A 21,484-nucleotide genomic window follows, 5' to 3' on the forward strand; every position below is an offset into this window, starting at 1 on the left:
GCGCCAAACGACGGCCTGTCAGCAGGGGTTCCTACCGAGCACTCTTCATGGAAACCAACGGCTGTCGGCCTCTACCCAGCATGGTATGCCACTGCGGGCAGCAGCCTGGGATCTCAGTGCTTTGCCTCTGGCGCGAGCGATGTTGTCGTTGCCGACACTATGAGATGAGACGGCTACAGGTGCTAAAGCGTGTTGAAAGCCGCCAGAGGGTGCATTCAAGAATTGTAAGAAACGAGAGAGTTCACTAAGGAGCCGCACTCACGAATCAGGGTCTGTGCCTCCTCATCGCTCGCCGAGGCGCGCTCGGAACCGGAGTGCTGAATTTCGTAGACATCGTACTGTGCGGTAGCACTGTCGGCGTTGACGTAGCCAAAGCTGCGTGTGGGACGGTCGGCGTGGCGATCGATGAGACAAACTGCGTCGGCAGGTGAAATCACATCCCCCGCCGCACCGAATCGAGCCGTGTCGCCGTAAACGCGACCGGTAGCTCTTTCGATCACGATGAAGCGTGCCATGCAGAGCCTCCCTTTCCACATCCTGCGTCAGCGATGACCGGATCCTTAAAGTGGTGAGCCGGATGAAGGCAGCTGCATCGCGTCGATCTCCTCACACGTCAGGTTATAGCGTTCCATCAGCGCTGCCGCGATACGCTCAATGTCGGTAACAGGCCGGCAGACGAGGTGACGGGTCGATCAGCGACTTGGCAGGAATGCCTCGGCCTCGGCACTTCAGAGGCGTGCCGGCAGGTGACCCGCCACGTCTGCTAGGACGATGGCCGGCCTGCCAGCCTCTCGGCGGGACCAGCGAGGTGCCCAAAAAGACGCCGCGCGCGCGGTCTTGCCGGCCGAGATGACCCGCGAAGCCGCTGGTGCCGCCGCGGCCGGATGCCGAGGGGGTGCAACGGTTGAAGCCTCAACGACGTTCTTGCATTCAGCCCAGATGGGTAAGGCGGCTTGGGAGCAGAACATGCTGGTACGTTTTGGGCTGGGCGTTATGCTGGCCGCGATGGCGGGGAGCGCAGCGTTAGCCGCTCCCATGACGGCCGAGGACAAGGCCGTTCTTCAACAGCAGTGTGCCGGTGATTTCACTACCTTCTGTGCTGGTCTGCCGCCGGAGGACGGGCCTGAGACCCAGGCTTGCTTCGAGAAGAACATGTCCAAGCTGTCTCCCGGCTGCCAGAGTGCCATTCAAACATACAAGAAGATGGGTTGAAGGCCGCAGAAGGATACGGTTACCAGCGCGTAGCTAATTGACCATCGGCAGGACCTGACTTCTGCCGACTCAACTTCTTGCTCTCTTCGTTCCCTAGTGTGCTTGTTGATCGAGCGGCGACTTGGCAGGAATGACGGTCTCGATGTGCTTCGAAGGTGAAGCCGGCAGGTTGCCCCGTCACGTCTGTCAGGACAATCGCGGCCTGCAGGCCTCTCTCCCTGCCTCGCGAGCAAGAACGGGCGGGACATCAGAAGTCTGTTGCAGATCAGCTTGTCTGGTTTTGCGCTCTGTTCGACCGGCGCCATTCGGCCACCGCCGCATCGGCTGCATCCACCTCCGCCGTGGTGATGCCGGAGAGCCCATCCCAGGCGAGATCGATAGCCTTCCGATCCCAGTCTCGATGGGCACGACGACCTCTCCCTCAACCTGCACCACGCGGCAGGGCGGCTGAGCGGCGAAGGCGGCGTAGAAGCGGCGAAATGGCTTCAGTTAGCTTCGATCGCACACGACGAGGGCGGCGTCGGCGGCATAGAGGAGCGCCGTCTCAACCGGCGGCTGACGGCGATGGAGACGAGCGGGTTGCGCAGGTCGTGACCCAGAACCGCGACGAACTGCTCGCGGAGCTCGGAGGTCGCCCGCATCTAGACCAGGGCAAGTTTCTTCGAGGCATATCCCTGCCTCCGGACATCTCTAGCAAAACGTTCTTTGAATGCAGACCGTTCCGCTCGAGCAAGTGCGCTGATCAGAGGTTCGCGTTCGCCTCTTTATCGCCACCCTTACAATGCGTTTTCTGCGCTAACGGAAGATGCGGAACGGTTTAGGTCGTCCGAACGTCTCTCGTGACCTGTCCTCGCGCCACGGCGCAGGCTGCGATGTCGGTCTGTCTCGCGGCGTACTGGTTCGAGAGCATGCTCGCCACCACTCACCTCGCCCTCATCAACGTCTTCACCGGTGACATCCAGGGAGGCCTTGGCCCGTTCCTGGGCACCTGGCTCGCTGAGACAGGCGGCTGGTCTCCTGCGCGCGTCGGGTTCGTCACGACGCTAGTGGGGGTCGGCGCCCTTTTCTTGAGCGGGCCGGCCGGGGCCCTTGTCGACCGGATCGGGCGGCCCCGCTTGCTCATCGCCGCCGCCTGCGCGGCCATTCTCGCAGGCACGCTGCTCATCCTGCCAGCCAAGTCCTTCCCGGCCGTGTTCGCTGCGCAGATGCTGGCAGCCGCCGGCGGCGTGCTGCTGTTGCCCGCCATCAGCGAGCTCACCCTTGGCATCGTCGGCAAGGACCGCTTTCCCAAGCAGCAGGGCCGCAATCAGGCCTACAACCATCTTGGCATCCTGATCGCGGCCGGCCTGATCAGCTTCGGGACTGCTCGTCTCGGCGCCGCCGTGGCCTTTTGGGTGCTCGGCGCCATGGCGGTGCTGGCCATCGTTGCCACGCTGACGACGCCAGGCCATTGCTACAACCAGCGTCGCGCCGTCGGCTGGAAGGAGGACGACCCGGACGACAAGCCGGAGCGCGCGACCACCCGCAGCGTACTCTCGAACCGCAAGCTGATGGTGCTGGCGGTAGCGATCGCCCTGTTCAACCTCGGCAACGGCGGGATGCTGACCCTGCTCGGCCAGAAGCTCGTCGCCGCCGGCAGCGACGCCACTGCCTGGACCGCCCGCTACGTCATGGTGGCGCAACTGGTGATGATCCCGGTGGCGCTGTTCGCGGGCTCGCTCGCCGACAAGCGCGGTCGTCGAAAGCTCTTGCTGGTCGCCCTGGCGGTTCTGCCCCTGCGCGCGACCCTGTCCGCCTTCATCGACGACCCTTTGTGGCTGATCTCGGCCGAGATCCTCGACGGGGTGGCCTCCGGCATCGTCGGCGTAGCCGTTCCGGTCGTGGTGGCGGATCTCACCTGGGGCTCAGGCCGCACCCAGACGGCGCTCGGCACCGTCAACGCCGTGCAGGGTATCGGCGGCGCGCTTTCGGCCTGGTACGGCGGCCTCGCTCAGTCGGTTCTCGGCTGGAGCGGGGCCTTCCTGGCCCTCGGGGCACCTGCCTTGATCGCTCTCGCCCTCGTCATCTGGCTCGACGCCACCAGTGAGCCCGGCCGGCGCACCCAACGGCGCGAGCGCCTGGCCGCCAGCCTGAAACCTGCCTGACGCCCGGTGCAACAGTCGGTGGATCGTTGAACACGGCGTGGTCATGCCCGCCGGGCGGCGGATGGAGCTCGGCGTCCCAGTCTCGCTATCCGCTCCGGCTCTCATGCCATGCGGCGCACACATTGGTCTCACAGAGAACGGTTTCCGTGCTTCGGCCGTTGCAGTCCCCTCACGTTGCCCATCCCTCAGGCCAGCCGGCAGAGAGGCCGTTGCGAACGGAGGAGGACCATGGCGTCCCTACTGGACTACGAACCCGACGATTGTCGGACCGCGGAGTTCCGCCGCGGCTTTGCACACGGAGCGCAGGCCCTGTTCGACGTGGCGGGCGGCCATCTCTCCGAGGAGCACGCGGCCCTCGTGAGGGATTGGCTGAACCGGTCGGTGCGGGACTGGACCGCCAGTCCCGGCGAGGCCGAGGAGCCGCCGCCCGCCCCATCGCTGCTGCCCCTATGACAGCGCCCCGGCAGGAACGGGATGATCCGGCAACCGACGAAGGCCGGCACGCATCTGAGGCGGCGGGCCGGGCGGACCTTGAACGGGCGCTCGAACGGCGGAGCCCTACGGAGCGCTCTGCCTTCTGGAAAGCCGTGAAGCACCTCTACACCTTCGTTGAGACAGACTCGCAGGGTGAGATCATGACCTCAACGGCCGATAGGGAGCCAGCGCAGCCAAAGGCGTCGGCGTCGCGCGCCTTCACCACCTTCGCGGGCAAGGTCGCCAAATGGGCTGGCCATCCGCTCGCCTTCGCGCTGGGGGCCGCCATCGTCGTCGGCTGGGCCATCAGCGGCCCGTTCTTCGGCTACTCGGAAACCTGGCAGCTCGTCATCAACACGGGCACCACCATCGTGACCTTCCTGATGGTGTTCCTGATCCAGAACTCGCAGAACCGGGACGGGGCGGCCATCCAGGCCAAACTCGACGAGCTCATCCGAGCAAGCGCAGCGCAGAACCGCTACATCGGCATCGAGCACCTCACCGAGGAGGAGCTCGACGATTTGCGGCGGCGCTGCGAGACGCGGGCCAGGGCCGAGCGCCTGGATCATGCCCGCGAAGCGGCCGACGTGGCCGAGGCGCGGGCCCATGAGAAGGCCGCCCGCGCTGCCGAGCGGATCGGCTAGGCCCCTCGGTGAGATCTTATGGACCGGCGAAGCGGTGGCAGCTGGCTCAGTCCCGGCCGTGGATAAGCATGCCGAGGAGGTACCCCACCCCGAGGGCGGCCAGGAGCGCGATCACGGGCATCTCCTCCACGCGGCCTCGGACGGCCTCATTGCCGCTACGGTTAGCGTTATTGCCGCGCCGGTAGACCTCGTCGGCGTATAGAAGCCGCTCGCGGCCGGCGCGCACCTTGATCTGGACCACCCGACGCAGGCCGACACACGGCGCACTGGTGCGGGCAAGGCCGGTGCGTGAAGAAGCGGGTCCGGCCGAGTTCGCGCGGGGCTGGTGGCAGCCCGCCATCGAGGTGTTGCGCGAGGAACGCCGCAAAGCGGCTTCTTTGGAGCGCGCCCGTGCCACGCGCCGGTCCGCAACGGCATGACGATGCCTGAGCGCGGGCCGAACGCGAGGATGTTGTGGCCACTAGGGCCGCCTGTTCTCTACAAACGGCAGCTTTCAGGACTCGAGCGGTTCTTCCGGCGGCGTTGACCAAAAGTCCGGAAGTGGCTCAAATCTGAAGTGCCTGTCCGGACGTGCGTTTAACGAGGCGCCGTACACCCTGGCGTTATTGTCAGCCTGCGCCGATAGCCGGAGTTAACCCCTGAGCGACAGGCGTCTCTCGCGGGGCTAGGAGGAACGGGAGTAGGACAGCGGTGAATGCCTCCGGATGCGAGTAGTTGATCCCGTGTGCCACGCTGGGGATCACGGCGAGACGACCGCGAGGCAGGGTGCCGGCAAGGCGCGCCACAAATTCATAGGGGACGATGTAGTCACGCGTGCCCCAAACGACGAGCGTTGGCTGAACAACCCGGAGCACCTTTTCTCCGATGCGGTTGTCGACCATGCTGCGTAAGGTCAGGATGTAGCGTCGGATCCCGCTACGGGCATAGTCGGCAAGCGCCACCCAGGCGAGCGACCAGCGCTCGAATGGTGCGATGAAGAAAAAGCCGACGATTTGCCGGATGATGCCACGTGCCTCCGGGTCCGGGGTAGGTCCCTGCAACACAAGGCGGTCGACAAGCTGAGGGTAGGCGAGCGCCAATTCGACCAACACCTCGCAGCCGAGCGAATTGCCAACGAAGGCCGCACGCTGCACTCCGACCTCGTGCATCCAGGCAGCCAGCGCATCGGCAAGCTCGCGAACTGTGAGCGCTCGGGGAGGCTTGTCGCTTAGGCCGAAGCCGGGCAGGTCAGGCGCGTAGACCCGTAGATGAGGGGCGAGATGCTTCGCGAGCGGGATCATGTAGCGGCTCGACATCCCGAGCCCGTGGACCAGGATCACGGGCAGGTGGTCATCACGCACGTAGTCGATTGAAACTCGGGCATGCATGGTGTTGCCGCCAACGCGGGTGTACCTCGTCGCGAGTCGTCCCAGACGTGTTCTACGCCTCTGGCTAGCAGGTCGGTCGGCTAAGGGTTTGAGCATGACCAGACCGGCCAAGACACCACCGGCCGTCACAGCGATCCACCGCAGGAACACGCTCACCTTCTGTCTTCAGCCAAAACAATCTCGAACTGATCGTCGAGACGTTGCAGCACCATGAAATCCAGCCGCGTTGAGGATGGTTTCCAACGATCGAGCTTTCAGACGTGAACCAGTACCACGCAGCTGTCGCGATCGGGAACGCAACGAGGGCAGCAAGCGTGACGACCCTGCCTTGCAAGTGGCTCGACTTCCACCCCGCGGGTCGCCTTAACCTCCCGCTTACCCAAACGAACGAGGTTGCGCGGCGGATCAGCCAAGGAGTGAGCATGTCCGACACGACCGACACCGTGGGCGTCGCAGGCGACCGGATCCGCTCCATCATCGAGCGCATTGAGCGGCTCGATGAAGAGATAAAGGATCTCATGGAGACCAAGAAGGAGATCTTCGGCGAGGCGAAAGGCGAAGGGCTCGACGTCAAGGTGCTCAAGGAAATCCTGAAGCTTCGCAAGCAGGACAAGGACGAGCGCGACGAGCAGGAGACACTGCTCGACCTCTATTTGCGGGCCATGGATGCGCCGACCCCCACGCCGGTCGCCCAGGCGGCCTGACGATTGGCGGAAGCAGCGCTATGTTGATGCCGCCGTGCTGGTCAAAAGACCTCCACGGCGGCGCGCATCGTCTCGTCATTGGCGCCGATGTAGCGCTGCGTGGTCGAGAGATGCCGATGATCCGCCAGCATCATGATGGCTTTGGGCGGGATGCCCGCATGAGCTAGACGCGTGATGAACCACCGACGGCCGCCGCGACCCGATCCGCTGTTTAGCCCAGCCAAGTCGTCCCAGCTGCGCATGCGCTGACACAGCATGTTGGCGCTGAACGCCGATCGCTTCTGCGTGCTAAAGACCGGCTGCGCGGAAAGTGTGGGTCCAACCATGCTGGATCGGAACTGCTCGATCCAATGTCGAGGCGCGTTCATGAAGACGCGGCGCGCTACCCCTTGTTACGGCCGCACTGATCTGAACCGGGCGCCGCGGTCGAACGGCCGCGACGCCCGGTATGGATTCTGGCCTTCAGGGTTCCGAATGACCCCACCGGGAACTTCAGCGGCAACGCCTTGAATGTCCGCTTGGGAAGAAGAGCGGCGGTTCGAGTCGCGCCCCTTAAAGGTCCGCTGCAGGCGCACAGCCGAACAAGCGACATGCGAACTCCTGACCCCTTCGGGACCGTCCAACCTGCTGGTGCGGATGTCCGCGCGTAAGGGAAAGCAGACCTATAGGCGTCAGCCACTACATCAGGATGTCGTGTAGTATCGAGCGGGTGCGCTTTCGAGATTTTGGGTGGCGACCCGCGCTCCTAAGACTTAACGCCTATCTTCAGCCTCACCCGGTGCGCCCACGGTTCCAGAGGCGGATTGTGCGTCGCCCGCACGGACGATGAAGAAGAGCCGTGTCAGCGAAGAGCAAATCATCGGCATGGTCGCGATAGGAGCGCCTCCGCATCGCCATCAATCATGCTTGTGACCGGCGCGAACTTCGCGGGGGCGGCAAGCCAGATGTCCAATTTCTCCGGCGTCCAAACGCCGCCTGCCGACCGGAGAGCCCCCTTATAGCCGACGCGTCGGCTGTTGCTGGCGACAGGCTTGCCAACCACGTCGTAGAGACCGGGACCGTTTCGGTCGCCGGCCCCATCGGACCGTGTGACAGGCAGGGCACTGACCGAACAAGCGGCCGCCCCGCATCGCATCGGCCATCCGCATGAGGGCGCCGAAGCTTGGGCTGTCGTCCAGGGTACGGCGACGCTCCCCGTCATCATCCGAGCAGGCCGTAACTAGGACGGTGAGCGCGAGCGGCACGGCACGCAGGCCAAGCGCGGGCAGACGGAAAGAGCGCGTCACCCTTTCAATCATGTCATCTCACTTCAACCGCAACCATCCGCGCGCATTCAGAGAGGACGGACAGGCAAGAGCTTGCCGCGCAGCAGCAGGCTCAATGTTCTGAGCGCGATCCAGCCGATGATGAGGTTGGCCGCGACGAACAGCGGGACGGCGAGGGACGCGCTCGGCCCTTCCAGCCCGCGTTCCGTCAGGCGCAAGGCGGCAAGCGGAAGGGCCGAGACGCCGAACGTGTAGGCCCAGGCCGCCGGCGAGAACGGCTGCTGCCGCAACCACGGCACCAGCCGCACCGTGACCAGGGCATGCAGCAGGGCGTAGCCGAAGAGGATCTGCGCAAGCCGATCGGGTGGCCCGTCCGTGACCGCCAGGTAGGCGACGCAGGCCACCGCGGGTGGCGCGAGGTGCAACCCGAGCGAGGCGCGCAACGACACCGGCAGGGCCTGCAGGATCAGACGATGGATGACGACCGACTCCAACGTCAGCCACGACAAGAGGCCTGCACCGAAGAAGAGCAGGCCGAGTTCCTTCATGTCGAAGGCAGCGCAGGTGATGGCCGCCACGAAGCCTCCACCGACAGTGGGCATGTAGAGGATCGGCGTCGTCGCCTCGAAGGCACGGTCGCCCATCCAGAGGCTTCCCATTCCCCAAACGGCGAAGAGGGTCGTCCCGAAAAGTCCCGCCAATGCCATCATCCAGGCGAAGTCCGGCCAGTGCGGCGCGAGGCCGACGCTGGCGATCATCGTGGCGACGGGAGCCAACGAGGCGAAGAACGAGGAGGTGGGATCGCGCGCCTCGACCAGAACGGTGTCCCGGTCGTTCAGCCACCGCGCGGCGTAAAGGATCAACCATGCCGCCCAGACCGCGACGCCCAAGAAGGAAAGCATCTCGCCAACCCAGGCAGGCGCCAGCCCAAGGCGCGCGGCGGCGCGCCAGCCGTTGCCCAAGCCGCAGAGCCCCAGGACCATCCCGAAGAAAGTGGCCGGGACCCGTATCCGTGGCAGCGAAGCGAAATGGCGCCGAGGTCCGGCCGGATCCTCCCGGCTGCTGGATGCGCTCGCCACGTCAGGCACCTCAGACGACCATCGTGATCGCGCCGGGCGGATGCGCCAGGAGCGTCGCGAGCAGGCTCAAACCGTACCGCAAGGTCTCGGCGTCCGACGCCGCACCCAAGGAAACGCGGATGGCCTCGGGTGCTGGTCCGACAGAGAAGGCATCACTTAGGATGACCGACAGCCCGAGCTGACGCGCATGCGCACCGAACTCGCCGCGACGCCATGGCTCGGGAAGGCGGAGCCAGAGGTGATGCCCGTAGGAATGCGCCCGGACGTCGAGTCCCTGTAGCGTCTCTCGGACAACCGCCTGCCGGAGTCCGTTCTCCTGCCGGATGGCTGCCACGATCGCGTCGAGCTCGCCTTCCGCGATCCACTGCGAGGCGAGCGCGGCCGTGAGCGGCGAGGCCATCATGTTGATGGCCCGCAGCTCGGCCGCCAGCCGAACCGCCTCGTTGGTCCCCGGCACGACGACGTAGGCGATGCGCAGGCCTGGGCTGACGCACTTGGACAGCGTCGCGACGTGCCAGGTGATGTCCCCGGCGAGGGACGCGATGGGAGCGGGAGCATCGGGCGGCAACGCGCCGTACGCATCGTCCTCGATGATCGCGACGCCGTGCGAGCGAGCGACTCCTGCAATCTGCTCACGACGGGCCCGCGGCAGCGTCGCAGTCGTCGGGTTGTCGAGCGTCGGCACCAAGTACAGGGCGCGCGGCCGCTCGGCTTTGCAGCTCTCCAGGAATCCGTCCGGATCGAGCCCCTCCTCGTCGCAGGCGACCGGAACGAGGCGAATGCCGCGGCGCTCGGCGGCCATGCGCAGACCGGGATAGGTGAGGGCCGGGACGCAGAGCGCGTCGCCCGGCTTCAGGATGGCGGCGAGCACGGCGGCGAGCACCACCTGCGCACCGCCCGCCACGAGGAGGCGCTGCACCGGAAGCGGCCCAAGCCGGCCACCGAGCCAATGCGCCGCTGCAGCGCGGTCGGCCATGTTCCCGGCGCCGTCCTGGTACTGCATCCGGTCAAGGAAGCCCGTCGAACCGGCAAGCCGTGACAGGCCTACCGCCATACGCTCGGCCAGACGCGCCGCGACCGGCTGGGGCGGCATGTTCATACTGAAGTCGACGCTTCCGGACGGGTTCGGCCTGCGCACCTCCGCTTGCTGCGCGAAACCGCGAACGAAGCTGCCTCTTCCGGCTGTGGCATCGATCAAGCCCGTCCTGCGTGCCTCGTTGAAGGCGCGCGTGACGGTGGTGAGGTCGACGTTGAGGTGCTTGGCCAGGGCGCGCTGCGGCGGCAGGCGGACGCCCGGCAGCAGCCGACCGGCACGAATGTCCTCGGCCAAGGCCTTGACGATGGCTAGGTATTTCGGGCCTGCGTCGCCAGCGATTGTAGGGCTCCAGACCTCCATCATTGACCCCCATTATCGCATTAGTGTACGCATACATATGCCGTACGTGTAACGCGATCAAAGATTTGTCTGGTATCGCGCCTTCGGAGCAGCCAGAACACATCACGAGTGTATGGAGATTTATGCCATACATTTGGAGCGCGCAAGGCACATCTCTATGCCGCCGGATACGGCGAGCGGTTCAGGAACGTGGACGATGCATAGGACGACCGAGCAATCCCTCATGTCAGTCGGCCTGCGATGCCGCTGTCCGCGGTGCGGCGAGGGGCGCCTCTTCGACGGCTTCATCACCTTGAAGCCGCGCTGCGAGTCCTGCGGTCTCGACTATGGTTTTGCCGACCCAGCCGACGGGCCCGCCTTCTTCATCATGATGACGATGGCTTTCCCGGTCACCGCCTTCGGTATCTGGCTCGAGCTCGCCTATGATCCGCCGCTCTGGCTTCATGCGGTCGTGACGCTCCCGTTGCTCCTGCTGGCCTGTGTGCCGGTTATCCGGCCGCTGAAAGGGCTCTTCATCGCCAGCCAGTACATTAACAAGGCGGGCGAGGGCCGCCTTGCGGCGCCGGCAGCGCCCAACACGGGTCACACGCCCCGAAACTGATTCCGCCGCTTCATCCCGCTAACCCGGCGGGATGAGCACCAGCGGCATAGGTTCTCCTGCTTGGCCCCCGCGGCGGATTTGAACCGACCTGGGTCTCCCCGTTAGGGGGCCTTGTGTCGACAGTTGGGTCACCACACGGCGAGATCGAAGACACGGCGGTCGGCAACTCGCGCGCAGCAATGTCCGGGTCTGGCCTGTCTGCTACTCATGGCTGACGCGGTACAATAGCTTCCGCTTGGCGGCAGAAAATGCCGCTCAGGTCATTGCTGGATTCGAGCTGGGATCAATCCGATTCGGTATGGACGGTTTCCGGAAACCGCACCGTGGCGGCGGCCTGGGCGGCAAGCCCCTCGGCGCGGCCGACGAAGCCGAGTTTTTCCGTCGTCGTCGCCTTGATCGACACCGAGGAGAGCGGCACGCCAGCCACCTCGGCGATGCGCTGGCGGATCGCTTCGCGATGCGCACCGATGCGGGGCGCCTCCGCCAGCACCGTCACGTCGAGATGGTCGATCTTGCCGCCGCGCGCCCGTACCAGCTCGCAGGCATGGGCCAGGAACTGGTCGGAGGCCGCCCCGCGCCACTTCTCGTCGGAGGGCGGGAAATGGGTGCCGATATCGCCGTCGGCGATGGCGCCGAGCAGCGCGTCGGTGAGCGCGTGCAGGGCCACGTCGCCGTCGGAATGGGCAAGCACGCCCCGGTCGGCGGGGATCTTCACGCCGCCGAGCCAGACATGGTCGCCCTCCGTGAAGGCGTGGACGTCGAAGCCGGTGCCGAGGCGGGTCACAAACTGCGTCAAAGCAAACGTCCTCTTCAATCCAAACTCGCTCACGGCCCGCATCTGCAGTAAAGCAGTCCTCTGCCTGCAGGGATCGAAGAAGCTGTGGCTCTTCGACGGGTCAGTAAGCCTTCGCCGAGACCATTTCGCCGCGTTTGGCTGCGCCTCCAACGGTTGACACTTGGAGGCCATCGCCGTCGACTCTCAGGCCTGCCGCCAAGCACGCCCTCTCGGAGGTAGTCAGGTGGCGGAACTTTCCCTTCGCGACGTCGCCGAGTCGTAGGGAACCCACGGCAACGCGTACGAGACGAAGCACGTTGACTCCGCTGAGCGCCATCATGCGTCGGATCTGACGGTTGCGGCCCTGCGTCAGAACGACTTCGAGCCAGGCGTTGCGTTCGCCCAGACGCAGAAGTGCCACGGATTTGGCTCCAAGCCTCTCTCCGTCGTCGACCACACCATCTTGCAACCTGGAGAGCAGAGCTTCGTCCAAATGGCCGTCGATCTGCACATGGTAGACCTTCTCGACATTCGAAGCTGGATCAAGAAGGTGATGGGCCCAACGCGTATCGTTCGTCATGAGTAGCAAGCCCTCGCTCGCGCAATCCAGGCGCCCGACAGGCCCTAGGAACGGCAAGTCGTGCCCCTCGAGACAATCGTAAACCGTCCGGCGGCCCTGCGGATCACCGTATGTCGTGAGCAAGCCGCGCGGCTTGTTCAGCAACAAGTATACCTTTGTCGCGGACACGACTTGGCGGTCATCGACGCAGATCGCGGCACGCCTGGGATCGACGCGCATGCTAGCGTGGCGAACCACATGTCCGTCGACGCGGACACGGCCGCTCTCGATCATGACTTGCGCCAACCGCCGCGAGCAGAAACCGAATTTAGAGAGAACCCGCGGCAAGCTGACGAGAGGAGGGCCCGAGTGGAACTCGAGTCTCCCCCTCGCCCGATTTTGCGAGTTGGCCCTGGACATGGACATGTCGAGCGCTTCAACTTGTAAAAAACTGCTGCGTCCCGTGCGCCTCGATCGCGCTCGCGAGCCGGGCAAGGGCGTGAACGTAGGCAGCTCTTCGGAGCGTCAGGCCACGCTCCTGCGCCAGGCGCCAGATGGCGTCACCTTCACGCTCCATCGTCGTCTGCAAGCGCGCGTGTACGTCATCGATCGACCAGTAGTATCCTTGTCTGTTTTGAACCCATTCGAAGTAGGAGACGGTGACACCACCCGCATTCGCCAGAATATCCGGCAGGACGGCAATGCCGCGGCGGTCGAGGATCGCGTCTGCCTCCGGCGTCAGCGGTCCATTGGCCAGTTCGAGGACGACTCTTGCCTTGATCCGAGACGCATTGCCCTCGTGGATCATGTCCTCCAGAGCGGCCGGAACGAGCACATCGCAATCCACGGCGACAAGGTCCTCGCTCGCCAAGGCCGAGAGGCCGGCGGAGCCGGCCATTGCCGTCACGCTTCCCCCCTGCTTCGCTTGGATGGCGCTGTGGGGATCGATGCCGTCTGGGCAATACACCGCGCCGTGCGAATCGGAGATCGCGACGATCCGATGTCCGTCCTCAGCAAGGAGGCGGGCGATATGCTGTCCGGCGTTGCCGAAGCCTTGCACCGCAACGCGTGCCCGGGACGGCAGGCGAAGGCGGTTCGTGAGATGCCGGACGAGATAGTAGCCGCCGCGTGCTGTGGCATCTTCTCGCCCGAGCGATCCGCCAAGTGCCATCGGCTTGCCGGTGATGACGGCCGGAGCCGGCTCGCCCTGGATTGAGGCGTATTCGTCCGCCATCCATCCCATGATCATGGAATTTGTGTAGACATCGGGCGCAGGAATGTCGCGATTAGGGCCGATGACTTTGGCAAAGGCCTGGATATAGGCGCGGGAAAGCCGCTCTAGTTCGGTTTTCGACAGCGTCCGGGGATCGACGCGGACGGCGCCTTTGCCGCCGCCATAGGGAAGATCCATCACGGCGCACTTGAACGTCATCCAGAAGGCGAGCGTCTCCACCTCCTCGGCGGTGGCCTCTGGATGAAAGCGGATGCCGCCCTTCGTTGGCCCGCGCGTATCGTCATAGCGGCAGCGCCAAGCCATGAAAGATTTCCGGGAGCCGTCATCCATGCGGATCATCAGACGGACCTTCGTCGTCTCGCGTGGGTATTTGAGCTTCTCCAGCACATCCGCATCAAGGTCGAGGTGCCTCGCGGCATCGTCCAGGCGCATCAAGGCCTGGTCGAAAATATTCATGCCCTGCATTTTCGAGTTTCCTTTTGCTGCACTTTCGCAAACCCGCCGCTTTGCGGTTAGGGCTCGCCTGCCCCTGGCATTTCTGAGTGCCTCACGAGACTTCCGACCGCGGACGGTTCTCACCGTGGCGATGCCGGCGCAGCGCGGGTTGGGTGGAAGACAGTCAGTCCTGAAGATCTTGCTTCGCCTGGGCGAAGGCCCAGTCGAGCCAGGGAGTGAGCGCCGCGAGGTCAGAGGCCTCGACGGTGGCCCCGCACCAGATGCGCAGGCCGGCCGGTGCGTCGCGGTAGGCGCCGAAATCGAAGGCGACGCCTTCCTTCTCCAGCCGGCTGACGATGCCGGCGGCAACCTTCTTGACCACGGCGTCGCCCTTGACGAGCACGTCCGGGTCGGTGATCACGAGGCAGACGCCCGTATTCGAGTAGGTCGCCGGGTCCGCCGCAAGGTGGCCGATCCAGGGAGTACGCGCCACCCAGTCGTGGACCACCCGGGCATTGGCGTCCGCCCGCGCGTGCAGCGCGTCGAGGCCGCCGATGCTCTCGGCCCATTTCAGGGTGTCGATGTAGTCCTCGACCGCGAGCATGGAGGGCGTGTTGATGGTGTCGCCCTTGAAGATGCCCTCGATCAGCCGCCCGCCCTTGGTCAGGCGGAAGACCTTCGGGATCGGCCAGGCCGGCGTGTGACTCTCGAGGCGCGCGACGGCGCGCGGCGACAGGATCAGCATGCCGTGCGCGGCCTCGCCGCCCATCACCTTCTGCCAGGAATAGGTGACGACATCGAGCTTGTCCCACGGCAGCGGCATCGCGAAGGCGGCCGAGGTCGCGTCGCAGATGGTGACGCCCTCGCGGTCGTCGGCGATCCAGTCGCTGTGCGGGATCTTCACGCCGGCCGTGGTGCCGTTCCAGGTGAAGACGACGTCGTGGTTCTTGGTGTCGATCGCGTCCAGCGCCGGCAGGATGCCATGCTCGGTGGTGCGGACGACCGGATCGATCTTGAGCTCCTTCAGGGCGTCGGTGACCCATTCAGCGCCGAAGGAATCCCAGGCTATGACCTCGACGGTCTTCGGGCCGAGCATCGACCACATCGCCATCTCGACGGCGCCGGTGTCCGAGCCGGGAACGATGCCGATGCGGTAATCGTCCGGAACGCGCAGAACCGTGCGGGTGAGCTCGATGGCCTCGGCGAGCTTGGCCTTGCCGGCGGCCGAGCGGTGCGAACGGCCGAGCGCCGCGCCGGAGAGGGCATCGAGGCTCCAGCCCGGACGCTTGGTCGTCGGACCGGACGAGAAATAGGGCACGCGCGGGCGCGCGGCGGGGCGGTCGAGCGCAGCGCTCGACCGGTTCGCCCCGGCAAGAATGCTGCCGGGGTTGCTAGAGGCTTGTTCAGAAGAGTGGTCACAGCGCGGAAGCATTCGCTTGCCTCGATTGCGAGACGGGACGCCTCAAGGCGGTCTCAGCCGTGGACGAGCACGTTGCGGAACTGCCAGGGGTCGCTCGGGTCGATGTCCTCCGGGAACAGGCCCGGACGGTCGGTGAGCGGGGTCCAGTCGGTGTAGACGCCCACCACCGGGCCGAGATACGGCGTCTGCACGTCCAGGCAGCGGCGGAAGTCGATCTCGTCGGCCTCTACGATACCCGCCTCCGGGTTCTCCAGGGCCCAGACCATGCCGGCCAGCACCGCCGAGGTCACCTGAAGGCCGGTCGCGTTCTGGTAGGGGGCGACGCGCCGCGTCTCCTCGATCGAGAGCTGCGAGCCGTACCAGTAGGCGTTCTTCTCGTGGCCGTAGAGGAGCACGCCGAGCTCGTCGATGCCGTCGACGATCTCATCCTCCTCGAGGATGTGCTGCCGCTCCTGCACCTTGCCGGCATTGCCCCACATCTCGTGCAGCGAGAGCACCGCGTCGTTGGCCGGGTGGTAGGCGTAGTGGCAGGTCGGGCGGTAGACCGCCTCCTCGCCCTCGCGCACCGTGTAGTAGTCGGCGATCGAGACCGCCTCGTTGTGGGTCACGAGGAAGCCGAACTGCGCGCCGGCCGTCGGAACCCAGGTGCGCACGCGGGTGTCGGCGCCGGGCTGGAGCAGAAAGATCGCGCAGCGCGAGCCTTTGGTCTGCTCCTCGGCATTGGCCGGCTTCCAGGTCTCGTGGGTGCCCCAGCCGAGCTCGGCCGGCTGGTTGCCCTCGGAGACGAAGCCCTCGACCGACCAGGTGTTGACGAACACGCCCATGGGCTTGGGGTGTTTGGCGCGCTGAGTGTCGCGCTCGGCGATGTGGACGCCTTTGACGCCGAGCTCGCGCATCAGCGCGGCCCACTCCTCGCGGGTCTTCGGCTCGGGCGTGGTCGAGCCGGTATCCTTGGCGATGTTCAGGAGCGCCTGCTTGACGAACCACGAGACCATGCCGGGATTGGCCCCGCAGCAGGACACAGCGGTCGGACCGCCGGGACACGCGGCGCGCGCCTCAAGGATACGGCCTCGCAGGGCATAGTTCGTCCGCTCCGCTTGGCTGGCACGACTGTCGAAGTAAAAGCCTGGCCAGGGTTCGGCGACGGTGTCGATGTAGAGCGCGCCGAGTTCGCGGCAGAGTTCGAGGATGTCGCGTGAGGAGGTGTCAACCGACAGGTTCACGCAGAAGCCCTGGCCGCCGCCCTCGGTGAGGAGGGGCGTGAGGACGTCGCGGTAGTTCTCCTTCGTGAGCGCCACCTTCTCGAAGCGCAGGCCGTGCTTATCGGCCAGGTCTTTGTGTGCGTCGGACGGATCGATGACCGTGAAGCGGCTCTTGTCGTACTCGAAATGCCGCTCGATCAGGGGCAGGGTTCCCCGCCCGATCGAACCGAAGCCGATCATCACGATCGGGCCGGTGATGCGGCCGTGCACGGGCCATCGAAGTTCGGTCATTACTACATTCCTGTGGGCGGAAGACATCGCGCAAAGCTGCGGCCGCGATTTCACGGCCTCGCCGGCAGCCGAACAATCGTCGGCAAGGATGCGAATAGTTAGAGATTCGGCCCGAGCGCGGGACGCCGGCTCTATAAAAGCCGTTAAGGTTCAAGGATTTGGAGCAGTATCCCAGACAGGATATTTAGGATGATGCTCTAAACCGTGGTTTCCGCATCGCCTTTTCCCGAAAGCCGATCACCACCTTTCGGGACGGTGCCCTAGCGGAGGAGAAGGCCGAACGGCCTGAAAGGTATAGGCTCGAGCGCAAATGCCGGCGGCGCTAAATCTGCGACTTCGAGGACGTGTTCCTGTCTCGCGGACTGGTCGCAAAAGGGCATACGGTCTCCTTTCTTGAGACCGAGGAGGGCTATGCCGACCAGGCTCGCCGCGGAGACTTCATCATCCGCGTCAGTCGAAACCGTTGGAGACACGACTTTGCACCTCTGTACCAACGGCTCATCATTGAGCCGATATACGACGCAACTATTTAACGTAACAGTATCTGTGGATGAAGCGAAAGCCCTACAGGAAGCTGACCGCTCGAGTTCCCTCAGCAGAAAGGCAGCATTCGGGTCACCGCACTGGTAAGCGGCAAGACCGAAAGCGACAAGATGATCGAAGTCGTGATTAGGAAGCGAAATCGGCGGGAGTTCCCGAACGGAATCCATACTGACACCTCACAGCGCGACCGCCCCGCCCGGCAAAGCCGCGCAGAGTGGATTCTCGCGCAGCCCTTCTGGCTTGCGCGTCGAAAAAGAAGAAGTGCTGGAGATTTAACCCTGGAGCGAGCCGCGCCTCATGAGGCCGGCAGGGCGCCAGGGCTTAAATGCCTGCTTGCAGACTGCCCGCACGCCCTAAGAGGCGGATGCTTTGGAGACGGTTCGGCATGATTATGCTGAGTACAGGCTAAGCCATACGGGAGTCAAGTATGCGGAGCAGGATGTTTCTGTGGCCCTCAGGGGCCGATTTTGGCTCGGCTCAACGATTTGATTTGTGGTCGACTTCGCTGATGCTCGAGCAACGATCGGCAATTCTGCGTCGTTTTCCGAGCTCGTCGCTTGAGTGCGAGGGGTCGCTCAAGGGATTGACGCGGTCGCCATCATCCTTCGCTTCAGGCTAAACGTGTCTCTCAAAACGCCCGGTCACCGGCCGTTTCACCTTCGTCCGCGACGGCGCAGCAGGCGTTTTGTGAGAGACACTAAGGTCGGGCTGGGACAGCGGAATTACCAGCACGTCGGCGCCGCCCTTGGCAACGATGTCCTCGATCACGCTTCCGAAAAGAGCCTTCTGAGACCGCTCCGGGCATGCGTGCCCAGACGATGAGAGCCGAAGGCATTTGCTCGGCAAGGCGCACAATGACGTCCTGCGGGGACCCTTCCTCGACCCGCCTCGACCACCCTTGATTAGCCGGAGAATAGGTCTCGAGGAAATTTTCGACTTCTGCGGCGAATAAAACACGCCAGTTTTCGACGTAACTGTCGATGTGCTCGCGCGCAACGAAGAAGCCGGACAGCTTCGGCTTTCCCATTGCCTCGAATGCGTGCATGACGGTGACCCGCGCACAGTCCAAGAGCTTGAGCGATGTCGCGGCCCACGCTGATCGCGCAGATGCTTCCGAAGAATCGACCGGTACCATGACCCACCGTAGGGTGCCGCTGCCAGCTGCCCGACAACGAGGACCGGGCTCGGCGCGTTGCGGATCAGGCTACGGACGGTCCGCCCTGATTGGCGCGGAGTCCACCCGGAGGGTGCGCCAACCACGACCAAGTCGGCTTTGTGGGCCGCCGCCGCATCGAGGATTGCATCAGGCGGGCATCCGCCGACAACGAGCGGCTCACAGGAAATCTGGAAGAGCTCCGGCACAATGGCGATCTGCTCGACGGCCATATGCCGGGTCTCGTGAAGGTTCCGCTCGAGCTCGCAAAATCCTTCACCGTCCGCGACATGCATCAGGATGACCTCCGCCATGTGTTGGGAAGCCAGTATTCCGGTGCGTCGCACGGCGCGCTGCGAACCGAGTGAGAAGTCGGTAGCGACAAGAATACGCATCAGTTTTCTCCGAAGCGGATTGGCATCGGTTGAAGTCTGAACTCGACAGGCTCGTTCTGATCGGCGGATTCGACCCGCGCGTACTCCGCCCCTGATGCTGCAGTCCCGATGCGGTTCTTGGGCTGTCGCGCCGGCTGAGATGGACAGTCCATTGCTCCGAACGGCGAGCCTTCGGCGCTCGCCAAGTTCGGAGGCTCACTGCCCTGCGACGAGGCGACCGGCTCTCAAACGCGAAAGGAAAACTGAGATCATCATTGCTCTTGCTGCCCTAGCTATTTCCCCAAACACTCCAAGTTCCAGCGTGCATTCTGACGAAGAAGCAACCGGCTCGCCGGAATGCGCTCTACACGTGACCCGATGTCTCGCCCTGGGAGACGTCAGAGGATTCATAGGCGGCTGCGCAGACGGCGGAGTCGCCTTTAAGTCCGGCGCGGGCGGCGAGCTCCACGAGTAGATCCCGAGAGTAGCCGGCCAGGCGGCCTGCCCTCAAATCCCGCACGCGAGCCATGCTGATGCCAAGCTGATGTGCCACCTTGCTCGGCGACTTCCGCTTCGCCCAGCGCTCCAACTTCGCCGCAACGTCGCACGGCAATATACCGGCGACGTCGTCGTATGCGGCGACCTTAGGCTGAGGCTCTTGCAGCAGACTTTCTTGGGCCCGTTCTTGGAACGCGTGCATTCGATACCTCAAGACATGACCGAAGCCCGCCAGGCGCGCCATTGCGCCGGGCCGGGTGGCGCCTCGGTGGGCGCGTGAAGGCAGAAGGTGACTGGGAGCCTTCCCTGGCTCGGACTTCATCCCGCTAGGATGTCCCGGGCCAGGGCTACAAGCCTGCTTGCAGGCTGCCCGAGCGCGCCAGGAGGCGGATGCTCTGGAGATGATCGGTCATGACTAACCTAAGGTCGGGACCGCGCTCACCGGTGTCAAGCCGTGCTTGCGCACCGCGCATCGATAGCGATTTCACCTGAGCGGCGTCCCCCGAAGCTTGCATTTGACAAAGGCTGCCACTTGGCCAATCTTAAGGAGATCATGCCGCATCGCCCGTCCCTCACACTTGGCCTGCTCCGAGCAGGCAAACTCATCGCGGGACAGTAGCCCCGAGCCGACGGCGCAGATCCGCACGTCCTGCTCGGGGTAGCCGGGAATGCTTTCGCAAAGCGCCCGAGAGTCGGCCGAGAGGGTCGGCGATCTCCATTCCAGACCATCGATAAGGCTCGGGCCGGCGGCTATCAAGGTCGTGGGCCCATGCCTTCACGAGAGAACGACGCCCAACATCGGCGCCTTGGTCCTGCAGCGTGAAGGAGGCATCTATGACCGCTGATAAGCCGGTTCCGGCACCGGAGTCCGAAAGACCGGCCGACGACGCACGCGACGGCACTGTCGTCCCTCTGCGCCGGCCGCGACCGAATGAACCTCCCGAACCGGACGATGACGACGACCCTGGCCCTCAAGCGGCCTGATCAAGGATCAATGACATGGGGACGACAATGCGGAAGCGCGTGGGCAGCACGAGCTTACCCAAGATCAAAGTGTCGGCAGAACACCACGACCGCTTGGTCGGTCTAGCCGCGACCGCCATAGACCCCATGCCGGAGGTGGCGGGCTATCTCGCCGACGAACTCGACCGGGCGCAGATCGTGCGGCCCGGAAAAACCGCCTATGCGTTCGTCGGGATGGGCTACCAAGTCGAGTTCCGGGATGACGCAACAGGGGAGGTCCAGACAGTGGCCGCGAGGCCCTCTCGCTCGGCGGTGCCGGTACAGGCTTTGGCGCCGACCTCATCACCATCGATGACTTGATGAAGGCGAGCGACGCGTCCTCACCGGCCAAGCGTGAGGAGGTGAGGACCTACTACGAGCAGACGCTGCTCTCACGCCTGAACGACAAGGCGAGCGGGCGCATCGTGGCCATCCAGCAGCAGCTGCACGAGGACGATCCTGCCGGCTACCTAATCAACTCCGGCCAGTTCGAGCACCTCAACCTGCCGACGATCGCCATCCAAGAGGAAGCGGTGCCGATCGGCTTTGGCGAGGTTCATCATCGCAGCACGGATGCTGTGCTATGCCAGGAGCGCGAGTCGCGACAGGTTCTGGAAGAGCTACGTGTCAGCATGGGCGGCACTGCCTTCTCCGCGCAGTACCAACAGGATCCGACACCTCTTGGCGGCAGTCGGATCCGCTGGGAATGGTTTGGCAGCTATGACACGCCGCTGCCGCGAGGGGCTTACCAGTGCGTGGTTCAGAGATGGGACGCGGCGCTGACGGCGGGGCCGACGAGCGACTTCTCGGTCGGCCTGACCTTCGGCTTACACGATGGGTGCTGGCACCTGCTCGACTTGGAGCGACAGCGGCTAGACTTCCCGGACCTGAAGCGGCGGGTTCAGGGGCTTGCCGCCCGCTGGAACGCTGACGTCGTGGTTGTGGAGCATGCCGGCTCGGGCATCTCCCGCTGCAGCAACTGAGGCAGGAGGAGCCAGCCGCGCACGGCTCTTTGTGGATGGGCCGATCAGACTGGACAAGCGCACGCGGCTTGAGGCTCAGACGGAGCGGTTGGAGAGCGGCCGCTAGGGATGCGCTCTACGTGTCCGAAC

The 21,484-nt window shown here is 64.6% G+C and carries 19 protein-coding genes and 1 pseudogene; 8 read left to right on the top strand and 12 right to left on the bottom strand.

The window, feature by feature from the left end; translation table 11 throughout:
• Positions 1–215 precede the first annotated feature (215 nt).
• Positions 216–515 carry a hypothetical protein gene (locus FHU13_RS23915; RefSeq protein ID WP_183438338.1) on the bottom strand — a complete coding sequence of 100 codons (300 nt, stop codon included), beginning with the start codon at positions 513–515 and terminating at the stop codon, positions 216–218.
• Between the two features lie 334 nt (positions 516–849).
• Between FHU13_RS23915 and FHU13_RS23920 the strand changes: the two genes are divergently transcribed.
• The 4 genes from FHU13_RS23920 (at position 850) to FHU13_RS23935 (ending at position 4,474) form a co-directional block, all read left to right on the top strand.
• Positions 850–1,212: a hypothetical protein gene (locus tag FHU13_RS23920; RefSeq protein ID WP_312889636.1), complete on the top strand. Its 363-nt coding sequence runs from the start codon at positions 850–852 to the stop codon at positions 1,210–1,212.
• 908 nt (positions 1,213–2,120) lie between these two features.
• Positions 2,121–3,356, top strand: a complete 1,236-nt coding sequence (locus FHU13_RS23925) for an MFS transporter (RefSeq protein ID WP_183438368.1) — start codon at positions 2,121–2,123, stop codon at positions 3,354–3,356.
• Positions 3,357–3,584: 228 nt separating this feature from the next.
• Positions 3,585–3,809 (top strand): hypothetical protein, encoded by a 225-nt coding sequence (locus tag FHU13_RS23930; protein WP_183438339.1) that lies wholly within the window; start codon positions 3,585–3,587, stop codon positions 3,807–3,809.
• Positions 3,810–3,991: 182 nt separating this feature from the next.
• On the top strand, positions 3,992–4,474 hold the full coding sequence (locus FHU13_RS23935; protein WP_183438369.1) for a low affinity iron permease family protein: 483 nt from the start codon (positions 3,992–3,994) through the stop codon (positions 4,472–4,474).
• A 46-nt stretch (positions 4,475–4,520) separates the two neighbouring features.
• Here the strand turns inward: FHU13_RS23935 and FHU13_RS23940 are convergent, their stop codons facing one another.
• Positions 4,521–4,871: a hypothetical protein gene (locus FHU13_RS23940; RefSeq protein ID WP_183438340.1), complete on the bottom strand. Its 351-nt coding sequence runs from the start codon at positions 4,869–4,871 to the stop codon at positions 4,521–4,523.
• 211 nt (positions 4,872–5,082) lie between these two features.
• Complete coding sequence (locus tag FHU13_RS23945; protein WP_312889637.1) at positions 5,083–5,997, bottom strand: alpha/beta hydrolase; 915 nt, start codon at positions 5,995–5,997, stop codon at positions 5,083–5,085.
• Between the two features lie 266 nt (positions 5,998–6,263).
• Between FHU13_RS23945 and FHU13_RS23950 the strand changes: the two genes are divergently transcribed.
• Complete coding sequence (locus FHU13_RS23950) at positions 6,264–6,545, top strand: DUF2312 domain-containing protein (protein WP_183438371.1); 282 nt, start codon at positions 6,264–6,266, stop codon at positions 6,543–6,545.
• 41 nt (positions 6,546–6,586) lie between these two features.
• Here the strand turns inward: FHU13_RS23950 and FHU13_RS23955 are convergent, their stop codons facing one another.
• The 3 genes from FHU13_RS23955 to FHU13_RS23965 all read right to left on the bottom strand — a co-directional run bounded on the left by FHU13_RS23955 (position 6,587) and on the right by FHU13_RS23965 (position 10,288).
• The gene (locus tag FHU13_RS23955) at positions 6,587–6,913 is read right to left on the bottom strand and encodes a tyrosine-type recombinase/integrase (protein WP_183438341.1); all 327 of its coding nucleotides are present in this window, start codon (positions 6,911–6,913) and stop codon (positions 6,587–6,589) included.
• 965 nt (positions 6,914–7,878) lie between these two features.
• Complete coding sequence (gene tehA / locus FHU13_RS23960) at positions 7,879–8,820, bottom strand: dicarboxylate transporter/tellurite-resistance protein TehA (RefSeq protein ID WP_312889638.1); 942 nt, start codon at positions 8,818–8,820, stop codon at positions 7,879–7,881.
• A 79-nt stretch (positions 8,821–8,899) separates the two neighbouring features.
• On the bottom strand, positions 8,900–10,288 hold the full coding sequence (locus FHU13_RS23965; RefSeq protein ID WP_183438343.1) for a PLP-dependent aminotransferase family protein: 1,389 nt from the start codon (positions 10,286–10,288) through the stop codon (positions 8,900–8,902).
• Between the two features lie 193 nt (positions 10,289–10,481).
• Between FHU13_RS23965 and FHU13_RS23970 the strand changes: the two genes are divergently transcribed.
• Positions 10,482–10,886 (top strand): DUF983 domain-containing protein, encoded by a 405-nt coding sequence (locus FHU13_RS23970; RefSeq protein ID WP_183438372.1) that lies wholly within the window; start codon positions 10,482–10,484, stop codon positions 10,884–10,886.
• Positions 10,887–11,169: 283 nt separating this feature from the next.
• Here the strand turns inward: FHU13_RS23970 and ispF are convergent.
• The 6 genes and pseudogenes from ispF to FHU13_RS28660 form a co-directional block, all read right to left on the bottom strand.
• Positions 11,170–11,682 (bottom strand): annotated as a pseudogene (gene ispF, locus FHU13_RS23975) (2-C-methyl-D-erythritol 2,4-cyclodiphosphate synthase); the annotation flags it as partial.
• 100 nt (positions 11,683–11,782) lie between these two features.
• Positions 11,783–12,646, bottom strand: a complete 864-nt coding sequence (locus FHU13_RS23980) for a pseudouridine synthase (protein ID WP_183438345.1) — start codon at positions 12,644–12,646, stop codon at positions 11,783–11,785.
• A 10-nt stretch (positions 12,647–12,656) separates the two neighbouring features.
• On the bottom strand, positions 12,657–13,919 hold the full coding sequence (locus tag FHU13_RS23985) for a Glu/Leu/Phe/Val family dehydrogenase (protein ID WP_183438346.1): 1,263 nt from the start codon (positions 13,917–13,919) through the stop codon (positions 12,657–12,659).
• 154 nt (positions 13,920–14,073) lie between these two features.
• Positions 14,074–15,321, bottom strand: a complete 1,248-nt coding sequence (locus FHU13_RS23990; protein WP_210287822.1) for a phosphoserine transaminase — start codon at positions 15,319–15,321, stop codon at positions 14,074–14,076.
• 41 nt (positions 15,322–15,362) lie between these two features.
• Positions 15,363–16,802 (bottom strand): homospermidine synthase, encoded by a 1,440-nt coding sequence (locus FHU13_RS23995; RefSeq protein ID WP_183438347.1) that lies wholly within the window; start codon positions 16,800–16,802, stop codon positions 15,363–15,365.
• 1,158 nt (positions 16,803–17,960) lie between these two features.
• Complete coding sequence (locus FHU13_RS28660) at positions 17,961–18,893, bottom strand: universal stress protein (RefSeq protein ID WP_183438349.1); 933 nt, start codon at positions 18,891–18,893, stop codon at positions 17,961–17,963.
• Between the two features lie 1,476 nt (positions 18,894–20,369).
• Here FHU13_RS28660 and FHU13_RS24010 point away from each other — a divergent pair.
• Both FHU13_RS24010 and FHU13_RS24015 read left to right on the top strand, forming a co-directional pair.
• A complete protein-coding gene (locus tag FHU13_RS24010) occupies positions 20,370–20,693 on the top strand; it encodes a hypothetical protein (protein WP_183438350.1) in 324 nt (107 codons plus the stop codon).
• Positions 20,693–21,355 carry a hypothetical protein gene (locus FHU13_RS24015; RefSeq protein ID WP_183438351.1) on the top strand — a complete coding sequence of 221 codons (663 nt, stop codon included), beginning with the start codon at positions 20,693–20,695 and terminating at the stop codon, positions 21,353–21,355. Before FHU13_RS24010 ends, FHU13_RS24015 begins: the two co-directional genes overlap by 1 nt.
• Positions 21,356–21,484: the final 129 nt, after the last annotated feature.

This window comes from Methylobacterium sp. R2-1 (assembly GCF_014191355.1).
Lineage (GTDB): Bacteria > Pseudomonadota > Alphaproteobacteria > Rhizobiales > Beijerinckiaceae > Methylobacterium.

Bases quoted from the DNA above. Each gene is read 5' to 3' on its own strand.
- FHU13_RS23935 (WP_183438369.1), top strand. From the start codon at position 3,992: ATGACCTCAACGGCCGATAGGGAGCCAGCGCAGCCAAAGGCGTCGGCG.
- FHU13_RS23915 (WP_183438338.1), bottom strand. From the start codon at position 515: ATGGCACGCTTCATCGTGATCGAAAGAGCTACCGGTCGCGTTTACGGC.
- FHU13_RS23930 (WP_183438339.1), top strand. From the start codon at position 3,585: ATGGCGTCCCTACTGGACTACGAACCCGACGATTGTCGGACCGCGGAG.
- FHU13_RS23925 (WP_183438368.1), top strand. From the start codon at position 2,121: ATGCTCGCCACCACTCACCTCGCCCTCATCAACGTCTTCACCGGTGAC.
- FHU13_RS23955 (WP_183438341.1), bottom strand. From the start codon at position 6,913: ATGAACGCGCCTCGACATTGGATCGAGCAGTTCCGATCCAGCATGGTT.
- FHU13_RS24010 (WP_183438350.1), top strand. From the start codon at position 20,370: ATGGGGACGACAATGCGGAAGCGCGTGGGCAGCACGAGCTTACCCAAG.
- FHU13_RS23990 (WP_210287822.1), bottom strand. From the start codon at position 15,321: ATGCTTCCGCGCTGTGACCACTCTTCTGAACAAGCCTCTAGCAACCCC.
- FHU13_RS23920 (WP_312889636.1), top strand. From the start codon at position 850: ATGACCCGCGAAGCCGCTGGTGCCGCCGCGGCCGGATGCCGAGGGGGT.
- FHU13_RS23970 (WP_183438372.1), top strand. From the start codon at position 10,482: ATGCATAGGACGACCGAGCAATCCCTCATGTCAGTCGGCCTGCGATGC.
- FHU13_RS23965 (WP_183438343.1), bottom strand. From the start codon at position 10,288: ATGATGGAGGTCTGGAGCCCTACAATCGCTGGCGACGCAGGCCCGAAA.
- FHU13_RS23985 (WP_183438346.1), bottom strand. From the start codon at position 13,919: ATGCAGGGCATGAATATTTTCGACCAGGCCTTGATGCGCCTGGACGAT.
- FHU13_RS23950 (WP_183438371.1), top strand. From the start codon at position 6,264: ATGTCCGACACGACCGACACCGTGGGCGTCGCAGGCGACCGGATCCGC.
- FHU13_RS23980 (WP_183438345.1), bottom strand. From the start codon at position 12,646: ATGTCCATGTCCAGGGCCAACTCGCAAAATCGGGCGAGGGGGAGACTC.
- FHU13_RS24015 (WP_183438351.1), top strand. From the start codon at position 20,693: ATGAAGGCGAGCGACGCGTCCTCACCGGCCAAGCGTGAGGAGGTGAGG.
- FHU13_RS28660 (WP_183438349.1), bottom strand. From the start codon at position 18,893: ATGCGTATTCTTGTCGCTACCGACTTCTCACTCGGTTCGCAGCGCGCC.
- FHU13_RS23995 (WP_183438347.1), bottom strand. From the start codon at position 16,802: ATGACCGAACTTCGATGGCCCGTGCACGGCCGCATCACCGGCCCGATC.